The organism is Terrabacter terrigena (assembly GCF_042676085.1).
GTDB lineage: Bacteria > Actinomycetota > Actinomycetes > Actinomycetales > Dermatophilaceae > Terrabacter > Terrabacter terrigena.
Genome location: NZ_JBHTKH010000001.1, coordinates 413,292 through 439,281, shown reverse-complemented (window position 1 = coordinate 439,281; position 25,990 = coordinate 413,292). Strand labels below are relative to the sequence as shown.

The 25,990-nt window shown below is 71.6% G+C and carries 22 protein-coding genes; 11 read left to right on the top strand and 11 right to left on the bottom strand.

All coding sequences use genetic code 11. The features are described 5' to 3' along the window. Window positions 1–22 precede the first annotated feature (22 nt). Both ACFQ2V_RS02030 and ACFQ2V_RS02025 read right to left on the bottom strand, forming a co-directional pair. The gene (locus tag ACFQ2V_RS02030; protein ID WP_386050290.1) at window positions 23–1,360 is read right to left on the bottom strand and encodes a hypothetical protein; all 1,338 of its coding nucleotides are present in this window, start codon (window positions 1,358–1,360) and stop codon (window positions 23–25) included. A 28-nt stretch (window positions 1,361–1,388) separates the two neighbouring features. Next, entirely contained in the window at window positions 1,389–1,775 is a 387-nt protein-coding gene (locus ACFQ2V_RS02025) for a hypothetical protein (RefSeq protein ID WP_386050288.1), read from the bottom strand. Window positions 1,776–1,815: 40 nt separating this feature from the next. On the opposite strand from ACFQ2V_RS02025, the gene ACFQ2V_RS02020 reads away from it, so the two are divergent. From ACFQ2V_RS02020 to pruA, 8 genes are all read left to right on the top strand, one after another. Continuing rightward, entirely contained in the window at window positions 1,816–3,237 is a 1,422-nt protein-coding gene (locus ACFQ2V_RS02020; protein ID WP_386050287.1) for a WS/DGAT/MGAT family O-acyltransferase, read from the top strand. Continuing rightward, the gene (locus ACFQ2V_RS02015; RefSeq protein WP_386050286.1) at window positions 3,237–3,677 is read left to right on the top strand and encodes a DUF6912 family protein; all 441 of its coding nucleotides are present in this window, start codon (window positions 3,237–3,239) and stop codon (window positions 3,675–3,677) included. Before ACFQ2V_RS02020 ends, ACFQ2V_RS02015 begins: the two co-directional genes overlap by 1 nt. A gap of 9 nt (window positions 3,678–3,686) precedes the next feature. Beyond that, on the top strand, window positions 3,687–4,196 hold the full coding sequence (locus tag ACFQ2V_RS02010; protein ID WP_386050284.1) for an NUDIX hydrolase: 510 nt from the start codon (window positions 3,687–3,689) through the stop codon (window positions 4,194–4,196). Window positions 4,197–4,248: 52 nt separating this feature from the next. Then, window positions 4,249–4,860 (top strand): TetR/AcrR family transcriptional regulator, encoded by a 612-nt coding sequence (locus ACFQ2V_RS02005; protein WP_386050282.1) that lies wholly within the window; start codon window positions 4,249–4,251, stop codon window positions 4,858–4,860. A 44-nt stretch (window positions 4,861–4,904) separates the two neighbouring features. Continuing rightward, the gene (locus ACFQ2V_RS02000) at window positions 4,905–5,891 is read left to right on the top strand and encodes an alpha/beta hydrolase (protein WP_386050280.1); all 987 of its coding nucleotides are present in this window, start codon (window positions 4,905–4,907) and stop codon (window positions 5,889–5,891) included. 59 nt (window positions 5,892–5,950) lie between these two features. Then, on the top strand, window positions 5,951–6,664 hold the full coding sequence (locus ACFQ2V_RS01995) for an SGNH/GDSL hydrolase family protein (protein WP_386050278.1): 714 nt from the start codon (window positions 5,951–5,953) through the stop codon (window positions 6,662–6,664). Between the two features lie 169 nt (window positions 6,665–6,833). After that, a complete protein-coding gene (locus tag ACFQ2V_RS01990; RefSeq protein WP_386050276.1) occupies window positions 6,834–7,235 on the top strand; it encodes a DUF4870 domain-containing protein in 402 nt (133 codons plus the stop codon). A gap of 106 nt (window positions 7,236–7,341) precedes the next feature. After that, complete coding sequence (pruA, locus tag ACFQ2V_RS01985; protein WP_386050274.1) at window positions 7,342–8,970, top strand: L-glutamate gamma-semialdehyde dehydrogenase; 1,629 nt, start codon at window positions 7,342–7,344, stop codon at window positions 8,968–8,970. An 84-nt stretch (window positions 8,971–9,054) separates the two neighbouring features. On the opposite strand, the gene ACFQ2V_RS01980 is transcribed toward pruA, so the two are convergent. The 3 genes from ACFQ2V_RS01980 to ACFQ2V_RS01970 form a co-directional block, all read right to left on the bottom strand. After that, entirely contained in the window at window positions 9,055–9,555 is a 501-nt protein-coding gene (locus ACFQ2V_RS01980) for a DUF2505 domain-containing protein (protein WP_386050272.1), read from the bottom strand. Between the two features lie 77 nt (window positions 9,556–9,632). Next, on the bottom strand, window positions 9,633–10,124 hold the full coding sequence (locus ACFQ2V_RS01975) for a hypothetical protein (protein ID WP_386050270.1): 492 nt from the start codon (window positions 10,122–10,124) through the stop codon (window positions 9,633–9,635). Next, window positions 10,121–10,399, bottom strand: a complete 279-nt coding sequence (locus ACFQ2V_RS01970; RefSeq protein ID WP_386050268.1) for a hypothetical protein — start codon at window positions 10,397–10,399, stop codon at window positions 10,121–10,123. Before ACFQ2V_RS01970 ends, ACFQ2V_RS01975 begins: the two co-directional genes overlap by 4 nt. A 191-nt stretch (window positions 10,400–10,590) precedes the next feature. Between ACFQ2V_RS01970 and ACFQ2V_RS01965 the strand changes: the two genes are divergently transcribed. Both ACFQ2V_RS01965 and ACFQ2V_RS01960 read left to right on the top strand, forming a co-directional pair. Continuing rightward, on the top strand, window positions 10,591–15,852 hold the full coding sequence (locus tag ACFQ2V_RS01965) for an NAD-glutamate dehydrogenase domain-containing protein (RefSeq protein ID WP_386050266.1): 5,262 nt from the start codon (window positions 10,591–10,593) through the stop codon (window positions 15,850–15,852). 109 nt (window positions 15,853–15,961) lie between these two features. Then, complete coding sequence (locus ACFQ2V_RS01960) at window positions 15,962–17,449, top strand: sensor histidine kinase (RefSeq protein ID WP_386050264.1); 1,488 nt, start codon at window positions 15,962–15,964, stop codon at window positions 17,447–17,449. Between the two features lie 114 nt (window positions 17,450–17,563). On the opposite strand, the gene ACFQ2V_RS01955 is transcribed toward ACFQ2V_RS01960, so the two are convergent. After that, window positions 17,564–17,812 (bottom strand): WhiB family transcriptional regulator, encoded by a 249-nt coding sequence (locus ACFQ2V_RS01955; RefSeq protein WP_045188353.1) that lies wholly within the window; start codon window positions 17,810–17,812, stop codon window positions 17,564–17,566. Window positions 17,813–18,166: 354 nt separating this feature from the next. Here ACFQ2V_RS01955 and ACFQ2V_RS01950 point away from each other — a divergent pair, with 354 nt between their 5' ends. Continuing rightward, entirely contained in the window at window positions 18,167–18,601 is a 435-nt protein-coding gene (locus tag ACFQ2V_RS01950) for a hypothetical protein (protein ID WP_386050262.1), read from the top strand. Here ACFQ2V_RS01950 and ACFQ2V_RS01945 read toward each other — a convergent pair. The 5 genes from ACFQ2V_RS01945 to ACFQ2V_RS01925 all read right to left on the bottom strand — a co-directional run bounded on the left by ACFQ2V_RS01945 (window position 18,594) and on the right by ACFQ2V_RS01925 (window position 25,766). After that, window positions 18,594–19,445, bottom strand: coding sequence for a GDSL-type esterase/lipase family protein (locus ACFQ2V_RS01945; RefSeq protein WP_386050260.1), 852 nt, complete (start codon window positions 19,443–19,445; stop codon window positions 18,594–18,596). The two genes, ACFQ2V_RS01950 and ACFQ2V_RS01945, sit on opposite strands and share 8 nt — an antisense overlap. Before the next feature lie 4 nt (window positions 19,446–19,449). Next, window positions 19,450–19,626 (bottom strand): DUF6104 family protein, encoded by a 177-nt coding sequence (locus tag ACFQ2V_RS01940; protein WP_386050258.1) that lies wholly within the window; start codon window positions 19,624–19,626, stop codon window positions 19,450–19,452. A gap of 158 nt (window positions 19,627–19,784) precedes the next feature. Continuing rightward, window positions 19,785–23,696 (bottom strand): multifunctional oxoglutarate decarboxylase/oxoglutarate dehydrogenase thiamine pyrophosphate-binding subunit/dihydrolipoyllysine-residue succinyltransferase subunit, encoded by a 3,912-nt coding sequence (locus ACFQ2V_RS01935; RefSeq protein ID WP_386050257.1) that lies wholly within the window; start codon window positions 23,694–23,696, stop codon window positions 19,785–19,787. 190 nt (window positions 23,697–23,886) lie between these two features. Beyond that, on the bottom strand, window positions 23,887–24,687 hold the full coding sequence (locus ACFQ2V_RS01930) for an ABC transporter permease (RefSeq protein ID WP_386050255.1): 801 nt from the start codon (window positions 24,685–24,687) through the stop codon (window positions 23,887–23,889). Further along, complete coding sequence (locus tag ACFQ2V_RS01925) at window positions 24,684–25,766, bottom strand: ABC transporter ATP-binding protein (RefSeq protein ID WP_386051034.1); 1,083 nt, start codon at window positions 25,764–25,766, stop codon at window positions 24,684–24,686. Before ACFQ2V_RS01925 ends, ACFQ2V_RS01930 begins: the two co-directional genes overlap by 4 nt. Window positions 25,767–25,990: the final 224 nt, after the last annotated feature.

Here is a 25,990-nt window from a genome sequence, read left to right as displayed (position 1 = left end):
CACCCGACCGTCGACCGTTGCCTCAGGGGGCAAAGAGGATGGTCAGTCCGCCGAGCGTGTAGATGATCATGACCACCATGAGTGGGACCTGCCCGATCACGGCGGCTCGTCGCTCGAGCACGGTGATGGCCCGCTCGTGGGCGGCGAGGACGCCGAGCAGGTGGCCGACGACGATGCTCACCGCCTGGATCGTGGCGACGAGGGTGGGCTGGATGAGCGCGTCGTCCGGGGTGAGCCCGGCGGTGCCCAGCAGGTCGGCACCCGTGCCGAGCGGGTCGGTGAGCAGCACCCAGGCGAGCTGTCCCTGGTAGACCCACAGCGACCAGTAGTGGGCGACGAGGTAGCCGCCGGCGATGGGGATGAGCGAGGGCGCGATGTCGCTGACGAAGGCGAACGATCGCCGCAGCGGCTCACCGGCCAGGCGCACCGACACCGCCGACGCGAGCCAGATCGTCGCGGCCACGACGGCGAAGAACGCGAGCAGCGTCGCGGTCTTGAGCAGTGACGAGGGCACCGACGACGTCTGCACGAACGTGGCCCACGAGAGGTTCGCCGAGAAGCCGTCGTACGCCGTGCCGCCCAGCATCACGGACACTGTGGGCACGAGTCCCCGTTGCCCTCGCAGGCTGTTGACGCCGTGCAGGGGAGTGCGCAGCACCCAGCGCCCGTCGTCGCGGCGCCCGAGCGGTGACAGCAGCCCGAGGAGGCGCGACCACACCTCGAACGGGTCGCCCTGCTCGAACCAGGCGCGGCCGAAGACGGCGGCAGCGAGCAGCGACAGCGCGATGAAGCCGGAGATGAGAACCCGCAGGAAGCCGAGCGAGGTGTTGTCCTCGGCGACGAGCTCGACCCACGTGAACGTGCCCAGCCCGACGGCGGCCGGCCAGAGTCCCCACCGGTAGGGCAGGGCAGCGAGGTCGGGCGAGACGCGGGCGAGCCTGAGCAGCCCGGCGTGCAGTGCCCGGATCGGGTTGACGACCCGCCACACCGGTCCGAGGAGCATCGAGGCGAAGGCGAGGCCGACCCACAGCCACACGTAGACCACGTGCGGCACAGGGTTGCGCGCGGAGTCCGGCCCGAGCAGGAGCGCGACGAGCGTCCAGACCGTGAGGACCGCCGCGAGGAGACGGGCGACGACCCGCACCCACCGCGAGTCGAGGACGGCGGCGACGGCTGCGGGCAGCAGGATCCCGTCGCTCGCCCGCAGCCGCGGCTCGCGCCACAGCGTGCTGATCGCGACGAACGAGATGAGCAGGGCGGCGAGGGCGGAGACGACGAGCGCGGTGAAGGGCAGCGGCAGGTCACCTCGGCTGCCGACACCGTGGGCCGGGACGAGCGCCGGGGAGAAGGAGTGGGCCATGGCGGTCAGCGTGTGGGTCGCGGCGAGGTCAGCGGACGGCGACCGTGAGCAGCGTGAGCGCCGGCTCGTGCGTCTCGACCTCGTAGGAGCCGGGCTCCTTGGCGGTGAGCCGCAGCGTCGCCGGCACGCCGGCCTTGATCTCGGCCTCGGCCTCGAAGCCGTGTGCGTGCAGCTCGTCGTCGTGGTCGGACGTCACGACCAGCTCGAGCGTCGACCCGACGGGCAGCTCGACCTGGGCGGGGGCCGGCGTGACGGTGGTGCCCTTGATGGTGACCTCGAGGCGCTCGACCGAGCCGGTGGAGCTCACCCCGGCGGGCGTCGCGGCGCCGTCGGTGGCGCTGCTCGAGGAGCAGGCGGCGACGCCCGCGAGGGCGAGGACGCAGACGGCATACGGCAGGGCGCGAAACGCTGGCATGGCCACGATCCTACGTAAGCCGTTCTGGCAGAGTGTGACCATGTCTGACCGCCTGACCTCGCTCGACGCGTCGTTCCTCTACCTCGAGGAGTCCACCACGTCGATGCACGTCGGGTCGGTCATGGTCTTCCAGCCGCCGCGCGAGGGCTTCGACTACGACCAGCTCGTTCGGATCATCGAGAGCCGCATCGGCGCCATCCCGCGCTTCCGGCAGAAGGTCCGCGACGTGCCGGGGCGCATCGCCAACCCGGTGTGGGTCGACGACGAGGCGTTCGACATGGGCTACCACGTGCGGCGCGCCGGGCTGCCCCGGCCGGGCAGCGACCGGCAGCTGCAGGACTTCGTGGCCCGGGTCCAGCCACGCAAGCTCGACCGCACCCGCCCGCTCTGGGAGGTCTACCTCGTCGAGGGGCTGCAGGGTGGTCGCTTCGCGGTCGTCACGAAGACGCACCACGCGCTCATCGACGGTGTCAACGCCCTCGACATCGCGCACGTCATCGTCGACGCGGTCAAGGGCGAGGACTTCGACGACGACCCGCCGCCGTGGGAGCCCGAGCGCGGGCCGTCGTCGGTCGAGCTCGTCACCGGGGCGGTCGTCGACGCGGTGCGTCGACCCACCCAGGTCGTCGACCTCGTGCGCGGCGGCCTCAACGACGCCCTCAACGTCGGGCTGCGTGCCGTGGAGTCCGCCGGGCAGGTGCTCTCGACCGTCGCGCGCACCGCCGCCCGCCCGGCTCCCGACTCGCCCCTCAATGCCGAGATCGGGTCGGCACGGCGGTGGGTCATGGTCGCCACCGACCTCGACGACTACCGCCTGGTGCGCAAGCGACTCGCGCGCGGGGCCTACGCAGAGGACGTCACGATCAACGACGTCGTGCTCGCGACGATCGCTGGTGGGTTCCGCGCCTGGCTGCTCGGACGCGGCGAGCCCGTCGGCTCCCACACGGCCGTTCGCGCCATGGTGCCGGTCAGCATCTACGGCGACGACCCCGCAGGGATGTACGCCAACCAGGTGATGGCGTGCGTGGTGAACCTGCCCGTGGGGGAGCCCGGCGCCTCGATGCGGCTGCACCAGATCGCGTTCGCGATGCGCCAGCAGATGGAGGGCGGGCAGGCGGTCGGGGCCACCTCGCTGGCCAACCTCGCCGGCTTCGCCCCGCCGACACTGCACGCGCTCGGGGCCCGTCTCGGCTCGGCGATGTCGCGCCGCCTCTACAACGTCATGATCACGAACGTCCCCGGGCCCCAGGAGCCGCTGTACGCCGGCGACGCCGAGATGCTGTCGACCTACCCCGTGACGCCGCTCGCGAAGGGGCAGGCGCTGTCGATCGGCATCACCTCGTACAACGGCGGGGTCTACTTCGGGCTCAACGCCGACCGGGAGGCGATGCCCGACGTCGACGTCCTCGGTCAGTCGATCGTCGAGTCGCTCGCCGAGCTGACGAGCGGGAGGGAGGGCTGATGCCCGTCGTGCGCGTCTACGTGCCGCTGGGGCGCTCGGGCCTCGAGGAGCTGTCGAGCGAGGGCTCGCTGGCCGCCGGTCCCGGCAACCCTCGGGTCGCGTATGCCGTCACGTCGGGTCTCGAGCAGAGCGCGCCGGGTCTCGACGTCGAGGACCTCGAGTACGCCGCGTTCAGCGACGCCGTCGAGGCGGCCGGGGCGCTCAGGTCGGCTCCCCGTGACCGACGCGTCGTGGCGTCCGCCGACGCCGATCCCGGTTCCGTCGCGCCGCGCGACGGCCGGCCGGTCTCGCGTGTGGTGCTCATCGCACCGGTGCCGCTGTCGCGGGTCGCCTCGTTCCACGTCGACGACGAGGTCACCGCCGGCGTCGACGAGGAGGCCGACGAGCTGCTCTGGTACGACGTCACCGAGCTCGACGACGTACGCGCCTTCTTCGGCTGAGCGGTCGCCGTGGCCGACGAGGAGGTCGCCCTCTACGACGAGTCCGGGCAGGTGTCCGGCTCGGCGCCCCGCTCGCGGATGCGGGCGCTCAACCTCCGTCACGCTGCCTCGTCGGTGGTCGTGCGCGACTCCATCGGTCGGGTGTACCTGCACCGCCGCACCGTGACGAAGGACGTCTATCCCGGCCTGCTCGACTTCGCGGCCGGCGGGGTCGTCCTCGCGGGGGAGGATCCCGCGGTCGGTGCCGTGCGCGAGGTCGAGGAGGAGCTCGGGGTGGCCGGCGTGCCGTTGGTCGACCTCGGACCCGTCGACTACGCCGACAGCCAGACCCGCTATCGCGCCTTCCGCTACGTCACCACCTGGGACGGTCCGATCCGCTGGCAGCCCGAGGAGGTGGCGTGGGGCGACTGGGTGAGCGTGGCCGAGCTGGTGCGGCGCCTCGAGGAGGAGCCGGAGAGCCTCGTGCCAGACAGCGTGGCGGTCTGGCGCGCCGTCCTGCACGGCTGGGTTTCCTCGTAGCGCGTTCTTGACCGCTCTTGCCAGAGCCGAACGGTCGTGCTTTTATGGCTGCATGGGCAAGGGAGAGAGCACCAAGGCGGCCGTCCTCGACGAGGCCACCGAGCTCGCCTCGCTCGTCGGCCTCGGCGGCCTCACCCTCGGCACGCTCGCCGCGGCGACCAAGCTGAGCAAGAGCGGGCTCTACGCCCACTTCGCGTCCAAGGAGTCGCTCCAGGTCGAGGTGCTCCAGCACGCGCGCGAGAAGTTCGTCGACGTCGTCATGCGCCCGACCCTGGCCACACCCCGTGGCGAGCCCCGGCTGCGTGAGTTCTTCGACCGCTGGCTCAGGTGGCAGTCCACTGCCTTCGGCGGGGGTTGCGTGTTCGTCGATGCGGCAAGCGAGTTCGACGACCAGGAGGGTGCGGTGCGCGACGAGCTGGTGCGCGCCGAGCGCGACAAGCTCGAGTCGGTGACCATGATCGTGCGCACGGCCGTGGGCGAGGGGCACTTCCGCGACGACGTCGACCCCGAGCAGTTCGCCTACGAGCTCGAGGGGATCGTGCTCGCCCACCACCACGCCCGCCGTCTCATGCGCGACGGCACCGCCGAGTCGCGCGCCCGTCGCGCGTTCGAACGGCTCCTCGAGAGCTGCCGGCCGCGCGCCGGCGAGGTCCGCCAGGCCTGAGCGGCGCCCGCCGCACGGCCCCCACGAGAAGACAGGTCAGCCCCATGGCTCTTTCCTCTATTCAGAAAAGCACGATCGTTCGGTCTATTGCGGGCCGCGGCCTCGGCCTGGTCGGCGCGGCCCTGCCCGGTCTGGCCGCGCGTGCCGCCGAGGGCCTGTGGTTCCGTCTGCCGTCCGCCGCCGCGGCCCCGGCGGCTGACTCGGCCCCCACGGTGCGCGAGCTGCTGGGAGCGCCCTTCGAGGCCGACCTGCGCGGCCGGCTCGTCCGGGGCTGGTCCTGGGGCTCCGGCCCGGTCGTCTACCTCGTGCACGGCTGGGGCGGCGACCTCGAGCAGATGGTGCCCCTCGTCGCGCCGCTGCTCGACCGTGGTCTGCAGGTCGTCGCGTTCGACGGCCTGAGTCATGGTCGCTCGGACGCCGGTGCGCACGGACCGCGCTCGAGCGATGCGGTCGAGCTCGGCCGGTCCCTCGACGCGGTCGCCGCTCGCTTCGGCCCGGCCAGGGCCGTCGTGGCCCACTCGATGGGAGCCCTCGCCGCGCTGCTCGCGGTGCGTGACGGGTGGCTCGCGACCGAGCGACTCGTCCTCGTGGCGCCGCCGAGCGGGGTCCCCGACCTCCTCGAGCGGGTGAGCCGTGAGCTCGGCCTCGGCCCGGGGGCGTCCCGGAGGCTCGCGGAGCGCGCGCGCCGTCGAACGGGCTACGCCGTCGACGAGCTCGACCTCGTCCGTATCGCGACCGGGCTGGGCGCCGACGAGCGGCCGGAGCTGCTCGTCGTGCACGACCTGCTCGACCGTGAGGCGCCGCACGAGCCCTCGACCCGCCTCATCCGTTCCTGGCCCGGCGCCGAGCTCCTCTCGACCTCGGGACTCGGTCACCGACGCGTCCTCGCCGATGCCGCCGTCGGGGGTGCGGTGTCACGCTTCGTCGACCGGCTGCCGGTCGAGCCCTCGCTCCACGGCGACGAGCGCCCTGCCTCCTTCCCCCGCGGGCTCACGGTGGACGCGAACAGCCGCGTGGCCGGCGCCGCCTGACCGTCCACGTGCTGGTCCGGGGGAGTTGCTTTGACGCGCTCGCTTGTTACGTTGCGCGAATGGACTTCACCGCCGACGAGTACGCCCGCCGCGATGCCGACCGACTCCGCGAGATCCTCTCGGGACCGCCCGTGACGTGGGTGTTCCTGGGTGACAGCATCACTCAGGGCGTGAGCCACACGCACGGACACCGTGGCTACGTCGAGCACTTCGCCGAGCGCGTGCGCGGTGAGCTCGGCCGTCGTGGCGACACCGTCGTCAACAGCGGGGTGTCCGGCGCCACCGCAGAGGACCTGCTGCCGGAGTTCCACTGGCGCGCAGGCCGTTTCGCACCCGACGTCGTCTTCGTGATGTTCGGCACCAACGACGTCCTCGCCGGTGAGGACGGCGTGCGCGGGTTCCGGTTCCGCATCGACCAGATCGTCCAGCGCTCGCGCGACGTCGGCGCGACCGTCGTGCTGCAGACGCCTCCGCCGGTGCTCGACGAGGGCGGCCGCAACCCCCGGCTCATCTCGCTCTACGCCGAGGCCGTGCGCGAGGTCGCGCGTGACCTCGGTGTGCTCGTCGTCGACCACGCCGCGGCGTGGCACGAGGCTGCCGAGGCTGCGGGTGACGACGTCGCGCCGGCCGGCTGGCTCGACGACTCGTTCCACCCGGGCGCCCGTGGCCACCACGAGCTGACCCTCACGCTGCTGTCGACGCTCGGCATCCACGACGCGGCCAGCCCCGTGTGCTCGCTCGTCGTCGAGGACGGCGTGGGCGCCAGCGCCTGAGGCCGCGCCCCGGAGGACGACCCACGGGGCCGGCGGAGGCTCCGCCGGTCCAGCGTGCGAGCTCAGGGCTCGCACCGGCTCCGACCCAGCCGGGGTCAGGGCCGGGTCAGGGTCGGATCAGGGCCGTCCCCGGGAGCGCCGGGGCCCCGATCGCGGGCACGATGGAGCCATGACACAACCGATCCCCAACCCGTCGGGCCGGGACCTGACGACGCCCACCAGCGACGAGCGCACGTGGGCGATCCTCGGGCACCTCGCCGCCATCGTCGCCGCCATCATCTCCGTGGGCTGGCTCAGCTTCGTCGGCCCCCTCCTCATCTGGGCCATCTACAAGGACCGCAGCGCGTTCGTCCGCCAGGCGGCAGCGGGCTCCTTCAACTTCAACCTGGCGGTCTGGGCGGCGATCATCGTCGGCTGGATCATGTTCTTCACCGTGATCCTCATCCCCGTCGCGATCATCGTGTGGGTCGTCGCCGTCGTCGCGGCCCTGTGGTTCCACATCCGTGCGGCCATGGCGGCCAACCGCGGTGAGGTCTTCCACTACCCGTGGGGCATCACGATCCTGCGCTGACGGCTCCTGAAGGCATGGAACGATGGGGTGGCTCCGCCCACGAGGCGGGGTCACCCCATCGCCCGTCCCGGGCGACGACCACCGCGCCAACCCGCAGGAGAACTTGATGGACGCCGTGACCCACGTGCCCGCACCGGCCAACGAGCCGGTGCTCGACTACGCCCCGGGCTCGCCCGAGCGGGCCGCGCTCGAGGTCGCCCTCGCCGAGCTGGGATCCACCCAGCGCGAACTGCCCCACACGATCAACGGGGAGCGCGTCACCGGCACCGGTCGCAAGATCGCCGTCCGTCAGCCGCACGCCCACCGCAAGGTGCTCGGCACCCTGCGCAACGCCACGGTCAAGGAGGGCCAGGCCGCCGTCGACGCCGCCAAGGCAGCCGCCCCGATGTGGCGCGAGCTGTCGTTCGACGACCGTGCCGCGATCCTGCTCAAGGCCGCCGAGCTGCTCTCCGGCCCGTGGCGCGCCCGCCTCAACGCCGCGACGATGCTCGGCCAGAGCAAGACGGCCTACCAGGCCGAGATCGACGCCGCGTGCGAGCTCATCGACTTCTGGCGCATCAACGTGCACTTCGCGCGGCAGATCCTCGAGCAGCAGCCGCCGCTCAACGCCAAGGGCATCTGGAACCGCTCCGACTACCGCTCGCTCGAGGGCTTCGTCTACGCCATCACGCCGTTCAACTTCACGGCGATCGCGGGCAACCTGCCCACGGCGCCCGCGCTCATGGGCAACACCGTCGTCTGGAAGCCGAGCCCGACGCAGCAGCTCGCCGCACAGCTGACGATGGAGCTGCTCGAGGAGGCCGGCATGCCGCCGGGCGTCATCAACCTGGTGACGGGTGACGGCATCAACGTGAGCAAGGCCGCCCTCGCCGACGAGGACCTCGCAGGCATCCACTTCACCGGCTCGACGCCCACCTTCAAGCACCTGTGGCACGAGGTCGGCACGAACCTGGACCGCTACCGGACCTACCCGCGCCTCGTGGGCGAGACCGGCGGCAAGGACTTCATCCTCGCCCACCCGAGCGCCGACCCGGCCGTGCTGCGCACCGCGATGATCCGCGGCGCCTTCGAGTTCCAGGGCCAGAAGTGCTCGGCCGCCTCGCGCGCCTACGTGCCGGCCTCCGTGTGGAAGCAGATCAAGGGCGACCTCGTCGACATCACCAACGGCCTGAGCCAGGGCGACGTCACCGACCTGTCGAACTTCATGGGTGCCGTCATCGACGACCGGGCGTTCGCCAAGCACAAGGACGCCATCGACCGCGCGCACGCGACCAAGGGCATCGACGTCGTCGCCGGCGGCACCTACGACGACTCCGTCGGCTACTTCGTGCGCCCGACCGTGCTCGAGATCAAGGACGCCGCCGACGAGTCGTTCCGCACCGAGTACTTCGGCCCGATCCTCTCGGTGCACGTCTTCCCCGACGCGCAGTACGACGCGGTGCTCGACCAGATGGAGCGGTTCGCCCCGTACGGCCTCACCGGCTCGATCATCGCCCAGGACCGCCGGGCGATCGCCGACGCGACCCAGCGGCTGCGCTTCGCAGCCGGCAACTTCTACGTCAACGACAAGCCCACCGGCGCGGTCGTCGGCCAGCAGCCCTTCGGCGGGGGCCGGGCGTCCGGCACCAACGACAAGGCGGGCGCCGCTCAGAACCTGCTGCGCTGGACGAGCGTCCGCTCGATCAAGGAGACCTTCGTCCCGCCGACGAACCACACCTATCCCCACATGGGCTGACCACCCGGCCGCACGGCAAGGCAGGTATGCCGTCGGGCCCGTCCCCAACCGGGGGCGGGCCCGACCGCGTGGTGCGTCGTCCGGTCAGCCGCGCTCGGCGAGCCAGGCCGTCCCGGTGCGCTGCTCGCTGCGGATGGCGTCGATGACGGCGGGGGCAGCAGCCTTCTCGACCTTGCCGCCGAAGAGCGGGATCGACGCCTTGAGGTCGCCGTCGATGGTGATCTCGCTGCCGCCGCCGCCCGCAGGGGCGAGCCTGATCTTCGAGCGCATCGCCACCGGGGCGCCCGCGACCTCGACGGTCAGCGTGCCCGCGCGCCCGCCGTCGCCCGACGCACCCGCCCACTCGTAGGTCTCGGTCACCGACAGGGTCGGGCCGACGATGGACTTGGCGAAGTCGGGCAGGTCGTCGGCAGGAAGGTCGCGCTTGGTGACGACGCGGGCGCCGTCCCCGGCCGCGCTCACCGCTGCCTCGTGCCGCTGGGCCCCGGCTTCGACGCACTTGCGCTCCTGGAAGGCCTGGTCGGTGACCATCTCGTAGACGGTCTCTGGCGGCGCGGCATACGTGATCGTCTCGGTGATCCTCATGGCGCACACGCTATTGCACGCGGGCACGCCGTCCCCGTGGCGACCCGGCTGCGGCAGATGGCGACCCGGGGGATCCGTCAGGTGCCTGACCGGGCCCGGTCGGAGAGCGCGGCCAGGGAGGCGTGCGAGATCTCGAGCTCGCGGCGCAACCGGGCCAGCTCGCGCGAGCGGACGGCCGTGACGCGGTTGAGCAGCTCCTGGAGGCGCTCGCGCTCGGCCAGCCGCTGCGCCGGTTCGACCCGGCTCGGGCCGCTGCGCTCGACGACGAGCTGTCCGTCGACGGCCAGGTCGCTGCGGCGCAGGGCCGGCTCGAGCGACCGGAGCCCGGCGGCCGACTCGACTGCGGTGGTGGTCCACGACTGCAGCAGCCCGCCGACCCGGTCGAGCTCGGTCGCGGCCCGGGTGACGAGGTCACGCTCGCGGTCGGAGGGGTCGGACGCCCCGGTGCGCGACAGGCGCGTCGCGGCGGCGTCGAGGTCGACGACGAGGTCGGCGAGACGGCCCGCCTGGGTGCGCAGCGCACCCCCGAGGGCCGAGGTCGAGGCAGGGTCTCCGGGGGAGAGGCTCACCGCGGACCTGCCCGGTGCGCGCGGCCGGAGGTGTCGGGGACGGCCGCCGAGCCGAGGTGAAGGAGGCGCTCCTCCAACGCCTCCGACAGTGCCCGCAGCGTGTCGGCCGCCTGCTCCACCCAGGCGTCGAGGGCCCGCTGGGTGGGGAGGTCGCCGAGGTCGGGCAGGTGGGTGAGGAGGTCGTCGGACATCGACCTCGTCACGGCGCGTGAGGTCGTCAGGCCCCTCAGGGTCGCAGGGTCCGCGACACCCGGCCCCTGGTTCCCCTCGCTCATGGCTCCACTCTAGGGACTGTGCCCCGACGGCCCGGGAGTTCTCCACCGGGGGTGGTTCGGGCCGGGCGCCGGACGGGGATAGGCTCACATCGTGAGATGCGCGGCACAGCGACGTGTCGCGTCACGGGCCGCACGGTGAGGAATCCGACAACCGAATGTCAGCGTCACTCGAACAGTCCCGAATCGACGTCATGAAGGCCGCCGCGGCGGCACCCGCGCCCCCCACCCGACGGGCTCGAGGGCGCTCCGCCGGCACCGCGCAGGGCGAGTTCGAGGAGTTCCTCCTCGCCTACTACCGTCTGGTGGCCACCGAGGACCTCCTCGCCCGCCCGGCGCGCGAGCTGGCGACGATCGCCTCCGAGCACCGCACGTTCGCGCAGGACCGTCCGGTGGGCACGTTCAACGTGCGGGCCTTCAACCCCAGCTCCGACGACGAGGGCTGGTCGACCGGCCACACGGTCGTGCAGATCGTCGTCGACGACATGCCGTTCCTCGTCGACTCGGTCGTGGCCGCGCTCGGCGGCTTCGACCGCGGGGTGCACCTCATCGTGCACCCGCAGATGACCGTCTCGCGCACCATCACCGGTGAGCTCAAGTCCGTGGTCACCGACGGGTCGACGACGGTGGAGTCGTCCTCGCTCGGGCTCGTCCGAGAGTCGTGGATGCACCTCGAGATCGACCGCCTGCCCGCCGACGCCCTGCGCGACGTCGAGTCCCGGTTGCGCCACGTCCTCGAGAACGTGCGCGACTCCGTCGAGGACTGGCCGAAGATGCGCGCGCACGCGCTCACGATCGCGAGCGAGCTGCGCTCGGCCACCCCGCCCGGCACCGACCCGCACCACGCACGCGAGGCGAGCCGCTTCCTCGAATGGCTCGCCCACAACAACTTCACCTTCCTCGGCTACCGCGAGTACTCCCTCGTGCGCGAGGACGGCCACGACGTCTCACGCCAGGTCCCCGGCACCGGTCTCGGCCTTCTGCGCTACGACCGCCCTTCTGCCGCAAAGGGACTCGTGCTGACGCCCGCGGCGAGTCGCGCCGCGCGCGACTCGAACATCCTCATCATCACGAAGGCCAACTCGCGGGCCACGGTGCACCGCGACGTCTACCTCGACTACATCTCGATCAAGAAGTTCGACGCCCGTGGCGAGTGCGTCGGCGAGCAGCGCTTCCTCGGGCTCTACGCGTCGGCGGCCTACAACGACACCATCCACGACATCCCGCTGATCGACGTGCGCGCCCAGGAGGTGCTGCGCCTGACCGGCCTCAGCTCCGACAGCCACTCGGGCAAGGACATCCTGCAGATCCTCGAGACGTACCCGCGCGACGAGCTCTTCCAGACGAGCGCCCAGCAGCTCGCCGACATCGCGACGAGCGTCCTGCACCTGCAGGAGCGCCGCAAGACCAAGCTCTTCCTGCGCCGCGACGAGTTCGGCCGCTTCGTCTCGTGCCTGGTCTACCTGCCGCGCGACCGCTACAACACGACGGTGCGGCTGCGCATCGAGTCGCTGCTGCTCGAGGCCTTCGGCGGCGCGAACATCGACAACACGACCCGCGTCAGCGAGTCCACGCTCGCCCGCCTTCACTTCGTCGTCCGTATGCCGGCCGGCACCGACATCCCCGACATCGACGAGGCGGCCCTCGAGCGGCGCGTCATCGACGCCACCCGCACGTGGGACGAGGACCTCGCGGAGGCCCTGGCCCAGGCCCGCGGGCTCGAGGGGGCCGCCCGCACGATGGCGGCGTACGCCAAGGCCCTCCCCGAGGCGTACAAGGAGGACTTCGACGTCGCGACCGCGGTCGAGGACCTCGACCGCATCGACGCGCTCGGCGACGGCGACCGCACCACGGGCCTGCACCTCTATGACGACCCCGCGTCCGATGACCCTCGCGAGCGGCGCTTCAAGCTCTACCGGCGGGCCGACCTGTCGCTCACGCAGGTGCTGCCGCTCTTCACCCACCTCGGCGTCGAGGTCACCGACGAGCGGCCCTACGAGATCCCGGGCGCCGACGGCCGCACCCTGCACATCTTCGACTTCGGGCTGTGCGCCGACGCACGCACGTGGGGCGACGGCGACGCCGCACTGGCCGACGACGTCCGAGGCCGGTTCGAGGAGGCCTTCCGGGCCGTGTGGGACGGCCGCGCCGAGTCCGACGGCTTCAACGCCCTTGTGCTCGCCGCCGGGCTGACGTGGCGCCAGGTCGTCATCCTGCGCACCGTCGCGAAGTACCTCCGGCAGACCGGCTCGACCTTCTCGCAGGACTACGTCGAGTCGGCGCTGGTCGCCAACACCGGCATCGCGCGCGGCCTCGTCGAGCTCTTCGAGGCGCGCTTCCGTCCCGACGCCTTCCCCGCCACCGACGCCGGCCGCGACAAGCGAGCGGCGCGCGAGAAGAGCCTCGTGACCAAGGTCCGAGAGGCCCTCGACGACGTCGCCAGCCTCGACCACGACCGCATCGTCCGGGCACTGCTCGGGGTCATCCAGGCGAGCCTGCGCACGAACTTCTACCAGCCCGACGAGCACGGCCACGACAAGCCGTACGTCTCGCTCAAGCTCAACCCCAAGAAGGTGCCCGACCTCCCGGCACCGCGCCCGATGTTCGAGGTCTGGGTCTACAGCCCGCGCGTCGAGGGCGTGCACCTGCGCTTCGGCAAGGTCGCGCGCGGTGGCCTGCGCTGGTCCGACCGCCGCGAGGACTTCCGCACCGAGGTGCTCGGTCTCGTCAAGGCGCAGATGGTCAAGAACGCCGTCATCGTGCCGACCGGCAGCAAGGGCGGCTTCTACGCCAAGCAGCTGCCCGACCCGACGGTCGACCGCGGGGCGTGGATGGACGAGGGCATCGCCTCCTACAAGCTGTTCATCTCCGGCCTGCTCGACGTCACCGACAACCTCGTATCGGGCACGGCGGTGCCCCCCGAGCGGGTCGTCCGGCACGACGAGGACGACACCTACCTCGTCGTCGCCGCTGACAAGGGCACCGCGACGTTCTCGGACATCGCCAACGGCATCTCGTCCGACTACGGCTTCTGGCTCGACGACGCGTTCGCCTCGGGTGGCTCGGCAGGCTACGACCACAAGGCCATGGGCATCACCGCCCGAGGCGCGTGGGAGTCCGTCAAGCGCCACTTCCGCGAGCTGGGCACCGACACCCAGTCCGAGGACTTCACCGTCGTCGGGGTCGGCGACATGAGTGGTGACGTCTTCGGCAACGGCATGCTGCTGTCCGAGCACATCCGGCTCGTCGCGGCCTTCGACCACCGGCACATCTTCGTCGATCCCGACCCCGACGCCGCCACCTCGTACGCCGAGCGCCGCCGCATGTTCGACCTGCCCGGCTCGTCGTGGGCCGACTACGACACGAAGCTGATCAGCAAGGGCGGCGGCGTGTTCCCCCGCTCGGCCAAGTCGGTGCCGGTGTCGCCGCAGATGGTCGCCGCGCTCGGGCTGCGGGCCAACACGAAGTCGATGACGCCCGCCGACCTCATGAAGGCGATCCTCCTCGCGCCGGTCGACCTGCTCTGGAACGGCGGCATCGGCACGTACGTCAAGGCGACCGCCGAGACGAACTCCGAGATCGGCGACCGTGCCAACGACGCGATCCGCGTCAACGGTGCCGACCTGCGGTGCAAGGTCGTCGGTGAGGGCGGCAACCTCGGCGCGAGCCAGCTCGGCCGCATCGAGGCGGCACTCGCCGGCGTGCGGGTCAACACCGACGCCATCGACAACAGCGCCGGGGTCGACACCTCCGACCACGAGGTCAACATCAAGATCCTGCTCACCGAGCTGACCCGGTCCGGTGAGCTGACGATGAAGCGCCGCAACACGCTGCTGGCCTCGATGACCGACGAGGTGGCAGAGCAGGTTCTGCGCGACAACTACGAGCAGAACGTGCTGCTCGGCAACGCCCGGGCACAGCAGCACGCGATGCTCGGCGTGCACGAGCGGCTGATCCAGTTCCTCGAGGAGAAGGGCGACCTCGACCGTTCGCTCGAGTTCCTGCCGAGCGACGCCGAGATCGCCCGTCGCCAGAAGGACGGCCTCGGTCTCACCTCGCCGGAGTTCTCGGTGCTCGTCGCCTACGCCAAGCTCTACCTCAAGAACCAGCTCATCTCCACGTCCCTGCCCGACGACCCGTGGTTCGAGACGACCCTGGCCGAGTACTTCCCGAAGCCGTTGCGCACCAAGTACGCCGAGCAGATCGCGGCCCACCCGCTGCGCCGCGAGATCATCACGAACGCCGTCGCGAACTCGATGGTCAACCGTGGGGGCATCACGTTCGCATACCGGGCGGGCGAGGAGACCGGCGCCAGCCCCGAGCAGGTCGCGCGCGCGTACGTCGTCTGTCGCGAGATCTTCGACCTGGCCGGCTTCGTGCGCCGGGTCGAGGCTACCGACAACGTCGTGACCACCGCCGCCCAGACGGCGCTCTACCTCGAGTTCCGTCGGCTCGTCGACCGGTCCGTGCGCTGGTTCCTCTCGTCGCGGCCGGCCGCCCTCGACATCGCCGCCGAGGTGGCGCGGTTCCAGCCGGGCATCCGGGCCTTCAGCGGCCGCATCCCCGAGCTGCTCCAGGGCAGCGAGCGCACCCGCCTCCAGCGACGGGCGCGTGAGCTCGAGGGCAAGGGCGTGCCGGAGGAGCTCGCGCTGTCGGCCGCCTGCCTGCTCGACGCGTACTCCCTGCTCGACTGCATCGAGATCGCCGAGGAGACGGGCGAGAAGCTCGAGGACGTCGTGCAGACCTACTTCCTCACGTCCGAGACGTTCTCGATCGACGCCATGCTGACGCGCGTCACCAGGCTGCCGCGCGACGACCGCTGGGACGCCATGGCGCGTGGGGCCCTGCGCGACGACCTCTACGCGGTGCTCGAGAGCCTGACCCGGTCGGTGCTCGAGGTGAGCAACCCCGGGCACGATGCCAAGGCCCGGCTCGCGGAGTGGTCCGAGCTCAACGCCGACGCGCTCGGTCGGGCCCGTGCCGCCCTCGGTGGCATCGAGCGGATGAGCCATGCCGGCATCGCCGCGCTGTCGGTCGCGCTGCGCACGCTGCGCACGGTGACCAAGCCCGCCGCGTCGGGGACACCGGCACCGGCGCCCGCGGCGGCTTCCGCGCGGACCGCACTCACGCCGGGGCCGGCCGCGAAGAAGGCGGTCAGGAAGGCGGTCAAGAAGTCGGTCAAGAAGGATGCCGGCAGGGCCGCCACCAAGGCCTCGACGAAGAAGACGGCGACGCAGCGGGCCGGCACGAAGCCTGCCGCCTCCAAGACCGCGGCCCCGAAGCCCGCGGCCCGGAAGGCGGCGGCCTCCACGGGGTCGCGCACGTCGGCCGTGGCAGCGTCGAAGACGACGCCGGCGGGCAAGGTCGCCGACCTGAAGGCGCCCGCGGCCAAGAAGGCCACGAGCACGTCCGGCGCCAAGCGGTCTGCATCGGCAGCCAGGACCTCGACCAGCTGAGCAGCGGGCGCGTGCGCGCCGACCGGAGGGCGCTCGCCGGCGCCCTGCCCCGTCCTCGGGGCGGGGGGCGCCCGCCCGTGGTCCGCGACCGGCTCACTAGGCTCGTGCTGTGGCAACCCTGAGCGAGCTCCTTCGCGGGCGGACCGACCTGCCCGACCACGACGTCGAGTGGCTGCAGCTGCTCGTGGGGGACTGGCAGCTCGTCGCCGACCTCTCCTTCGCCGACCTCGTGCTCTGGGTCCGCTCGGTGAGCGACCGCTGGGAGGCCGTCGCGCACGTCCGACCCACCACCGGCCAGCTCGTCTTCGTCGAGGACCAGGTCGGCCGCGTGGCCGACCCGGGGCGCACGCGCGACCTGCTCGACGAGGCGGCCGCCGAGCAGCGGATCCTGCGGGTGCGCCAGGTGGTCGTGCCGCACGAGCCCGGGCCCGACCAGGCCGTGCGCGAGGAGTACATCCCGGTCGTCCGCGGCGGGCACGTCGTGGCCGTGCTGACCCGGCACACGAACCTCTGGACGACCCGCACGCCGAGCCGCCTCGAGCTGACCTACCTCGCGACCGCCGATGCCCTGTGCCGCATGGTGACCGGTGGCGAGTTCCCCCACAGCGGAGCCCCTACCGGGCTGCGCCGCGGAGCCCCACGCGTGGGCGACGGGGTCATCCGCCTCGACGTCGACGGCGTGGTGACCTACGCGAGCCCGAACGCCGTGTCTGCGCTGCACCGGCTCGGGCACCTCGGTGAGGTCGTCGGGGCGAGCCTGGCCCAGATCGTCACCGACAACGTGCGCGAGTCCTACCCCGTCGACGAGGGCCTCCCGCTCGTCGTCACGGGCCGTCAGCCGTGGCGTACCGAGGTCGTGGCCGGCGGCACCACCGTGTCGATGCGGGCGATCCCGTTGACCGAGGCCGGCCAGCGCTTCGGCGCGATCGTGCTCATGCGTGACGTCGGCGAGCTGCGCCGGCGCGAACGCGAGCTGATGACCAAGGACGCCACGATCCGCGAGATCCACCACCGGGTGAAGAACAACCTCCAGTCGGTCGCCGCCCTGCTGCGCCTGCAGGCGCGCCGGCTGCCCGAGGGCGAGGCAAGGGTGGCGCTGGCGGAGGCGGAGCGCCGGGTCGGCACCATCGCGATGGTCCACGACCAGCTGAGCCAGGGGTTCGACGAGACCGTCGACTTCGACGGCATCGCGCAGCGGGGGCTCAACGCCGTCGTCGAGGTCTCGGCCAACGGCGCCCCCGTGCACACGGTGACGCAGGGCTCGTTCGGTCGCCTGCGCGCCGAGGACGCCACCTCGCTGGCGATGATCATGAGCGAGCTCGTCCAGAACTCCATCGAGCACGGGCTCGGCGACGCCGGGGGACAGGTGCGCATCACGATCGAGCGGCACCCCGACGAGCGGGGACAGCCGATGCTCGTGGTGTCGGTCGAGGACGACGGCAAGGGCATCGACCCCGAAAGGCGCCCCGGATCGGGGCTGGGCACCCAGATCGTCCAGTCGCTCGTCGGTGACCTGCAGGGCCGCATCACCTGGGAGCCGGTGACACCGCACGGCACCCGGGCCCGCTTCACCGCGAGCCTGCGCCCGATCAGCTGAGGTCCGGTGGGCCGGGAGCAGCCGGAGCAGCCGGAGCACGCGGAGCGGTCGGGGCAGCCAAAAGCCCGGCGACCGTGACGGTCACCGGGCTTGCGCACGAGGGGTCGTGCGGCCTCAGCCGGCGCGGCGGGCCCGTGCGTTGCGACGCTTCAGGGCGCGGCGCTCGTCCTCGGAGAGGCCTCCCCAGACGCCGGCGTCCTGGCCGGACTCAAGGGCCCACTTGAGGCACGTGTCGATGACCGGACAGGTCCGGCACACGGCCTTCGCCTCCTCGATCTGCAGGATGGCCGGTCCGGTGTTCCCGATGGGGAAGAACAGCTCGGGGTCGGCATCCAGGCAGGCAGCGCGGTCGCGCCAATCCATGTGGATCGTGCTCCTTCATGTGTCGTGTTCGGCACCGGCGTCCGGGTGTCGGTCGCGGTGCATGTGCTCGGGCGCCAGCGTCATTGTCGGAGCCAGGTCATGGTGCTGGGGGTGGTCATCGGGGGAGTTGACCCCCCTGACCAACGGAAACGCGCACGAAGTTGTTCCGTACGCGTCGTGGACCATGAACCAGTGTGGCCGGCAGCCGTGTCCGTGTTCAACGCCGTGGGCGCAGGTCACACCAAGGATTGAGTCTATCGGCAGACGGCTCCCAGTTCCAGACCCCGAGCCGGCCGGAGCCGCTCGGACGGGTGCCGGCACCGGCCCGCGCTCTGCGGTCGTTAGGCTGCCGGGGTGACAGAACCGACCGCGCCGAACCGTCGGGCGGGCCGATCCCGCCGCGCGGCAGCCGTGCTCACGCTCGTCGAGGCCCTCGTCGTCCTCGGCTTCGCGGGTTTCTACGTCTACGAGATGGTGACGGGTGCCACAGACGACCTGACCCGCGCCGCGACGTCCGGGGCCCTCATCCTCGTCTTCGGGCTGGCCCTGCTGGCCCTGGCCCGCGCGTGGACCGGGGCGTCGCAGTGGGCCAGGACCCCCACCGTGCTGTGGAACGTGCTGCTGCTGCCCGTCGCGTGGTCGCTGCACGAGTCGGACCGCGACCCGGTCGCGCTCGCGGTCGCGGCCCTCGCCGTGGCGAGCATCGTCGCCGCCCTCTCGGCTCCCGGCCGCCGCGACGACGCTGACGGGACGGGCGGGGCGGACGGCGAGTCCGACGTCGTCAGCTGAGCGAGAGCCAGTCGTTCCAGCCGTTGTGCAGCACGAGCCAGGCGATGAGGCCGTAGCCGGCCTGCCCGGGGTGGGAACGGTCGGGGCTCGCTGCGAGGTCGGCCATCCACTGGTCGTGCGTGGCGAGCGGCCGGTAGCAGTCGACGTAGGTGATGCCGCGGCGGGCGCACACGTCGGCCTGGGCCTCGGCGAGCGCCTCGATGCGGCGGTTGAGGTCGTCGTCGAGAGTGGGCGTGAGCCCCACCACGAACACGCCGATGCCGGCGTTGGTGGCCTCGTCGAGCACGTTGGCGAGGTTGAGCCGGGAGCGGGCCATGGTCATGCCCGACAGCACGTCGTTGGTGCCGACCGACAGCACGAGGCGGCGCTCGGTGCGGCCCTTCCAGCGCGGGTGGCACTCGGCGCCCCAGCGTGCGACGACGTCGCCCGAGGTGTTGCCACGGACACCGAGGTTGTATGCCGTGAGGTCGAGGTCGGGATGCTGCGTGCGGGCCACGACCCGGCCGACCCAACCCAGCCCCTTGGGGTCGCCGTAGCCGGCCGTCATGGACGCGCCGACGAAGACCATGCCCACGTCTCGCAGGCCCTCGGCCACCGTGAACTCGGCGCTCGGCGTGTAGTAGGGGTCCTCCGCGACTGGGGCCTGGGCCAGCGGGGGCGCCGGCGAGGCCGGCGGCGCGGGGGTGGGCCCGGACGGTGCGGTGTCCTCGGGAGCCGGCGAGCCGGCATACCGCCCCGGGGCGTCGTCGGTGAACTGGGTGTGGGACGAGGGGTAGGCCGGGCCCACGCCGTAGGGCTCCCGCGGAGCCTCGGTGCCCTGCGGTGGGTTGGTGCGGTCTCTCACGTGCTCAGTCCTCGTCGTCGTCCAGCCGAGCGAGCCAGGTCGCCAGTCGCTCGATCGGCACCTCGAACTCGGGGTTGAGGTCGACGAACGTGCGCAGCTGCTCGGCCAGCCACTCGATGGTGACCTCCTCCTCGCCGCGACGGGCCGCCAGCTCCTCGATGCCCCTGTCGGTGAAGTACACGTCTGGAGGTTATCGCGAGTGGTCGGTGCCCCGGCGGAGGCGGGCCGTGAGCGGGCGCACACGTGCACGGGAGCGGCGGTCACCGGTCCGCGACGGGGGCGCGGGACGACGGAGGGACCCCGCCGTGCCGGCGGGGCCCCTCGTGTCGTGCTGGCAGGTCAGCGCCCGAAGGCGCGCTCCATGAGCTCGGCCTGCTCGGCGGCGTGCTTCTTCGACGAGCCGGTGGCCGGCGAGGCCGCGGCCTTGCGCGAGACCACGCGCCACGGGCGGGTCTCGCCCATGTCGCAGAGGTCCTCGTGCAGCCACTGGGCCATGAGGGGCCAGGCGCCCTGGTTGCGCGGCTCGTCCTGGACCCAGACCAGCTCGGCGTCGGGGTACTTCGCGACGGCGTCGACGATCTCCTGCTCGGGGATCGGGTAGAGCTGCTCGACGCGCACGATGGCGGTCGAGGTGTCGCCGCGCTTCTGACGCTCGGCGTCGAGCTCGTGCACGATCTTGCCGCTCGCGAGCAGGACCCGGGTGACGTCCTTGGTGGCACCCTCGTGGTCGGCGAGGACCGGCTGGAAGCCACCCTGCGTGAACGCCTCGACCGGGCTGGCCGCGGCCTTGCTGCGGAGCATCGACTTGGGCGTGAAGACGACGAGCGGCGTGCGCGGGCGGGCGTAGGCCTGACGGCGCAGCAGGTGGAAGTAGCTCGCCGCCGTCGACGGGTAGGCCACGGTCATGTTGTTCTCGGCGCACAGCTGCAGGTAGCGCTCGATGCGCGCCGAGCTGTGGTCGGGACCCTGGCCCTCGTAGCCGTGGGGGAGGAGCAGCACGACCGAGCTGCGCTGGCCCCACTTCTGCTCGGAGCTGGAGATGAACTCGTCGACGATCGTCTGGGCGCCGTTGCCGAAGTCGCCGAACTGCGCTTCCCAGAGCACGAGGGCATCGGGACGCTCGACGGAGTAGCCGTACTCGAAGCCCATCGCGGCGTACTCGGACAGCAGCGAGTCGTAGACCCAGAACCGGGCCTGGCCCTCGCCGAGGTAGAGCAGCGGTGTCCACTCCTCCGCGGTGTCCTTGTCGATGAGCACCGCGTGACGCTGCACGAACGTGCCGCGGCGGCTGTCCTGACCCGCGAGGCGGATCGGGGTGCCCTCCTTGAGCAGCGTTCCGAAGGCGAGGAGCTCGGCCATCGGCCAGTCGATGCCGCCCTCGTGCACCATCTGGGCGCGCTTGTCCATGAGCTGCTTGAGCTTCGGGTGGATCGTGAAGCCCCGCGGCGGGTTGGCGAACGTCTCGCCGATGTGGACGATCTCGCTCGCCGGAACGCCCGTCTCGGTGGCCGAGCGCACCGGCGCCTCGTCGTCGAGCACCTGCGCCGTCGGCCTCTCGAGGCCGGCGTTGTCGGGGGCGTCGGAGTCGCGGTGGCCGCCCCCGGCGGGACCGGCCGCCTGGGCCTTCATCGCCTCACGGGTCTCGACGAAGACGCGCTCGAGCTGCTGCTGGTAGTCGCGCAGTGCCGCCTCGGCGTCCTCGACGCTGATGTCACCGCGACCGATGAGCGACTCGGTGTAGAGCTTGCGCACCGAGCGCTTGGCCTCGATGAGGTTGTACATCAGCGGCTGCGTCATCGACGGGTCGTCGCCCTCGTTGTGCCCCCGACGGCGGTAGCACACCAGGTCGATGACGACGTCCTTGTTGAACTCCTGGCGGAACTCGTAGGCGAGCTCGGCCACGCGCACGCACGCCTCGGGGTCGTCGCCGTTCACGTGGAAGATCGGCGCCTGGATCATCCGCGCCACGTCGGTGGAGTACACCGACGAGCGCGAGCTGCTCGGCGACGTCGTGAAGCCGACCTGGTTGTTGATGACGACGTGGATCGTGCCGCCGGTGCGGTAGCCGCGCAGCTGCGAGAGGTTGAGCGTCTCGGCCACGACACCCTGGCCCGCGAAGGCCGCGTCGCCGTGCAGGAGCACGGGAAGCACGGTGAACGACTCACCGGCGAGGTTGAGCCGGTCCTGCTTGGCGCGGACGATGCCCTCGAGCACGGGGTTGACGGCCTCGAGGTGCGACGGGTTGGCCGCGAGGTACACCTTCGTCTTGCTGCCGTCCTCGGAGACGAACTCGCCCTCGGTGCCGAGGTGGTACTTCACGTCGCCGGAGCCCTGGACCGACTTGGGGTCCTGGGTGCCCTCGAACTCGCGGAAGATCTGGCCGTAGGACTTGCCCGCGATGTTGGCGAGCACGTTGAGGCGGCCACGGTGCGGCATGCCGATGCAGACCTCGTCGAGCTTCTCGCTCGCGGCACGGCACAGGATGCGGTCGAGCAGGGCGATGACGGACTCGCCGCCCTCGAGCGAGAAGCGCTTCTGGCCGACGAACTTCGTCTGCAGGAACGTCTCGAACGCCTCGGCCGCGTTGAGGCGGCGCATGATGCGCATCTGCTCGTCGCGGTTGGCCTTCTCGTAGGGCCGCTCGACCTTGTTCTGGATCCACTTGCGCTGTTCGGGGTCCTGGATGTGCATGTACTCGATGCCGACCGTGCGGCAGTACGAGTCGCGCAGGATGCCGAGGACCTTGCGCAGCTTGAGGAACGGGAAGCCGCCGAAGCCGCCGGTCGCGAACGTGCGGTCGAGGTCCCACAGGGTCAGACCGTGCGTCGTGACGTCGAGGTCGTGGTGGCGACGCTGCTTGTACTCGAGCGGGTCGGTGTCGGCCATGAGGTGGCCGCGCACACGGTACGCGTGGATGAGCTCCTGGACGCGGGCGACCTTGTTGATGTCGTCGTCGTGGGAGGAGTCGATGTCCTGGATCCACCGGACCGGCTCGTAGGGGATGCGCAGCGACTCGAAGATCTCGTCGTAGAAGCGGTTCTCGCCGAGGAGCAGCTGGTGGATGATGCGCAGGAAGTCACCGCTCTGGGCGCCCTGGATGATGCGGTGGTCGTAGGTCGAGGTGAGCGTGATGATCTTGCTCACCGCGTTGCGGTTGAGCGTCTCGGTGCTCGCGCCCTGCCACTCGGCGGGGTAGTCGAGGGCGCCGACGCCGATGATGGCGCCCTGGCCGGCCATGAGGCGCGGGACCGAGTGCACGGTGCCGATGCCGCCGGGGTTCGTCAGCGAGATGGTCGTGCCCTGGAAGTCCTCGACGGTCAGCTTGTTGTTGCGCGCCTTGCGGACCATGTCCTCGTAGGCGGTCCAGAAGTGCACGAAGTCCATCTCCTCGGCCGACTTGACCGACGGGACGACGAGGGTACGGCTGCCGTCGGGCTTCTGCAGGTCGATGGCGAGGCCGAAGTTGACGTGGGCGGGCTGCACCAGCGCCGGCTTGCCGTTCACCTCGGTGAAGCCGTTGTTCATCTCGGGCATGATCGCCAGGGCCTTGACCATGGCGTAGCCGATGAGGTGGGTGAAGCTGACCTTGCCGCCGCGGGAGCGGGCGAGGTGGTTGTTGATGACGACGCGGTTGTCGATGAGCAGCTTGGCCGGGACGGCGCGCACGCTCGTCGCGGTCGGCACCGTCAGCGAGACCTCCATGTTGGACACGACCCGCGAGGGCGCACCGCGCAGCGGCGTGACGACGTCCTCGTTGACCGGGCCTGTGCCCTTGACGGCGGGGATGTCGCGGGGCTTCGGCGCCTCGGCGACGGGCTCGGTCTTCGGCTCGGTCTTCGGCTCGGTCTTCGGCTCGGTCTTCGGCTCGGTCTTCGCCTCTGTGGGGGCGGCGGGGGCCGCCTCGGGCGCCGCGGTGGCCGGCGGCTGGGCGGCGGCCTTGGGCTGTGCGGCCGAGGTGGCGGCGCTCGGCGCGGTGGCGGGGCCGGCCGGGGCGGGGGCGCCGTTGCTCGACCCGTTGGGGGTCGGCGCGGTGCTGGGGTCGGGCTTCGTCGCGGTCGCCGTGCGGCTCGGGGCCGCGGTGGTGCTCGAGCTCGTGTCGGCCTCACTCGGCCGGTAGTCCTCGAAGAACCCCCACCAGGCCTTGTCGACCGACGACTTGTCGGTGAGGAACTGCTGGTAGAGCTCGTCGACGAGCCATTCGTTCGGCCCGAACGCTGCTATCGGGTCACCGGACGTGGACTGATCGGACACGGCGAATGCGCCTCTTTCGTTTGGCTTGGGAGCGACGTTGCGTATACAGGGGTCCAGCCTAGCCCCGAACGCTCCGATACCCGACGGCGGCTCGGATGTCGAGCCGGGGTGTGGCCGAGGCCTTTCTCACGTTGACAGAACAGGCCCGAGCGGCCTTGCGGCGCGCTCGTATCGGCGCCCCGACGGGTGTTCAGCTGATGTCGGCGCGCAGCGTGCGCCACGTGCCGAGCCCGGCCATCACGACGGCATACGCGACGAGCACGAGGGCCCCGGCCCACCACGAGAGCTGCTCGATCGGCTGCCCGTCGAAGCCACCGCTCGTCGACTCGACCATCGCACTCGTGGCCCGGCTCGGAAGGTAGGGCGAGATGTTCTTGCCCCACTCGGTGAGGGCGAGGACGAGGCCCAGCACCGGCTCGACGATCCAGGCCACAGCGACCGAGATGAGCAGGGCGGCGATCTGGTTGGGGATGAGGATGCCGGCGCCGAGCCCGATGAGGGCCCAGAGTCCCAGGACGAGCAGGCAGAGCGCCAGGGTGCGCCAGATCGACGTGTCGGCGAAGGGAGCGATGCCCTTCGAGCCGAGCACCAGCGACCCGGCGCCGACCGCGCCGGCCAGGGAGAGCACTCCGTAGAAGGCGCCGACGACGAGCAGCGCAGCCACCTTCGCCGCCATGACCCGTCCGCGGCGGGGGATGGCGAGGAAGGTCGCGGTGACGGTCTGGTGGCGGTACTCGGAGCCGATCGTGAGCACCCCGATCGCCAGCGTCAGGAGGTAGCCGACCTGCAGCCCGCCGGTGAAGACGGCCTTGGCGATGGCGGCGTCGGTGCGGGGCGCGACGGCGGCCTGGGGCCCCTGCACCGCGTCGCTGGTGAACACGAACGCGAAGAGCACGGCGAAGGCGGCGCCGCTCAGCAGCACGGCGATCGCCATGCCCCACCAGAGCCTGGTGGTGAAGAGCTTGCGCAGCTCGGCGCGCACGGCGGTCATCGTGCGTCTCCGTCTCGGCGGGTGTGCAGGCCCGGCTCGGCGAGCAGGGCGGGGTCGATCGGCGGTCCGCTCGGCGGGGGGAGGTCGGTCGGCGCCCCGGACGGCGCCCCGGACGGCGCCCCGGACGGCGCTCCGTCGGGCCCGGACTGGGAGAGGAGGTTGCGGTTGCGGAACTCGTCTCTCTCGGTGAGGTTGAAGAAGAGCTCCTCGAGGTGGGTCTGCTCCGAGCGCAGCTCGTGGATCGCGACGTCGCTCGCGTGGGCGACGTCGCCGACGCTCGCGAGGTCGTCGGTCGTGACCCGGAGTCCGCGACCTGCCGCGGTCACGGCGAGCCCGCGACGCCGCAGACCCTCCGCCAGCCGGTCGGGGTCGGACGTGCGGACGTATGCCGTCGGGTTGCCTCGCAGCTCGGCGACCGTCCCCTGCGCGACGCGCTTGCCGTTGGCGATGATGACGACGTCGTCGACCGTCTGCTCGACCTCCGAGAGCATGTGGCTCGAGATGAGCAGCGTGCGGCCCTCGTCGGCGAGGTGGCGCAGGAAGCCGCGCAGCCAGCGGATGCCCTCGGGGTCGAGGCCGTTGGCCGGCTCGTCGAGGATGATGACGCGCGGGTCGCCCAGCAGCGCCGCGGCGAGACCGAGCCGCTGGCGCATACCCATGGAGTAGCCCCCGGCGCGCTTGCGGGCCGCTGCGGGGATGCCGACGAGCTCGAGCAGCTCGTCGACGCGCCGGTCGGGCACGCCGGCGACGGCCGCCTGGACCCGCAGGTGGTTGCGCCCGGTGCGTCCCGGGTGGAAGTTCGTGGCCTCGAGTGCCGACCCGACCACCGTGAGCGGGTTGGGGATGTCGCGGTAGCGGTGGCCGTCGATCGTCGCCGTGCCGGCGGTGGCGCGCACGAGGCCGAGCAGCATGCGCAGCGTGGTCGTCTTGCCACTCCCGTTGGGGCCGAGGAACCCGGTCACCCGACCGGGCTCGACGTCGAAGTCGAGGTGGTCGACCGCGGTGAACGAGCCGAACCGCTTGGTCAGGCCGCGCACCTCGATGCGGCCGCCCCACTCAGGTCCTGCACCCACGACCATGCCCTCTTCCACTCGCCCCGCCGAGTCCATCCCCCGGCGCGCCCAACTCAACCACACGGCATCCGGCGGCCACCGTAGGACAGGAGGACGGGACACCCGAGCACAGGGCTCCCGATTCCCGACGACGACGAGTGCTCGCGTAGCCGCGCGCCCGCGACGGCTCCCTATAGTGGCTCCACCATGACGTCCATCCGACCCCAGGTGCGCACCGTCCCGGCCCGACG

Excerpts from the sequence above, each read along its gene's own strand:
- ACFQ2V_RS02020 (WP_386050287.1), top strand. The coding sequence starts at position 1,816 with ATGTCTGACCGCCTGACCTCGCTCGACGCGTCGTTCCTCTACCTCGAG.
- ACFQ2V_RS02005 (WP_386050282.1), top strand. The coding sequence starts at position 4,249 with ATGGGCAAGGGAGAGAGCACCAAGGCGGCCGTCCTCGACGAGGCCACC.
- ACFQ2V_RS01955 (WP_045188353.1), bottom strand. The coding sequence starts at position 17,812 with ATGGATTGGCGCGACCGCGCTGCCTGCCTGGATGCCGACCCCGAGCTG.
- ACFQ2V_RS01965 (WP_386050266.1), top strand. The coding sequence starts at position 10,591 with ATGAAGGCCGCCGCGGCGGCACCCGCGCCCCCCACCCGACGGGCTCGA.
- ACFQ2V_RS02030 (WP_386050290.1), bottom strand. The coding sequence starts at position 1,360 with ATGGCCCACTCCTTCTCCCCGGCGCTCGTCCCGGCCCACGGTGTCGGC.
- ACFQ2V_RS02000 (WP_386050280.1), top strand. The coding sequence starts at position 4,905 with ATGGCTCTTTCCTCTATTCAGAAAAGCACGATCGTTCGGTCTATTGCG.
- ACFQ2V_RS01970 (WP_386050268.1), bottom strand. The coding sequence starts at position 10,399 with ATGAGCGAGGGGAACCAGGGGCCGGGTGTCGCGGACCCTGCGACCCTG.
- ACFQ2V_RS02015 (WP_386050286.1), top strand. The coding sequence starts at position 3,237 with ATGCCCGTCGTGCGCGTCTACGTGCCGCTGGGGCGCTCGGGCCTCGAG.
- ACFQ2V_RS01990 (WP_386050276.1), top strand. The coding sequence starts at position 6,834 with ATGACACAACCGATCCCCAACCCGTCGGGCCGGGACCTGACGACGCCC.
- ACFQ2V_RS02025 (WP_386050288.1), bottom strand. The coding sequence starts at position 1,775 with ATGCCAGCGTTTCGCGCCCTGCCGTATGCCGTCTGCGTCCTCGCCCTC.
- pruA (WP_386050274.1), top strand. The coding sequence starts at position 7,342 with ATGGACGCCGTGACCCACGTGCCCGCACCGGCCAACGAGCCGGTGCTC.
- ACFQ2V_RS01980 (WP_386050272.1), bottom strand. The coding sequence starts at position 9,555 with ATGAGGATCACCGAGACGATCACGTATGCCGCGCCGCCAGAGACCGTC.
- ACFQ2V_RS01925 (WP_386051034.1), bottom strand. The coding sequence starts at position 25,766 with ATGGTCGTGGGTGCAGGACCTGAGTGGGGCGGCCGCATCGAGGTGCGC.
- ACFQ2V_RS01995 (WP_386050278.1), top strand. The coding sequence starts at position 5,951 with ATGGACTTCACCGCCGACGAGTACGCCCGCCGCGATGCCGACCGACTC.
- ACFQ2V_RS01930 (WP_386050255.1), bottom strand. The coding sequence starts at position 24,687 with ATGACCGCCGTGCGCGCCGAGCTGCGCAAGCTCTTCACCACCAGGCTC.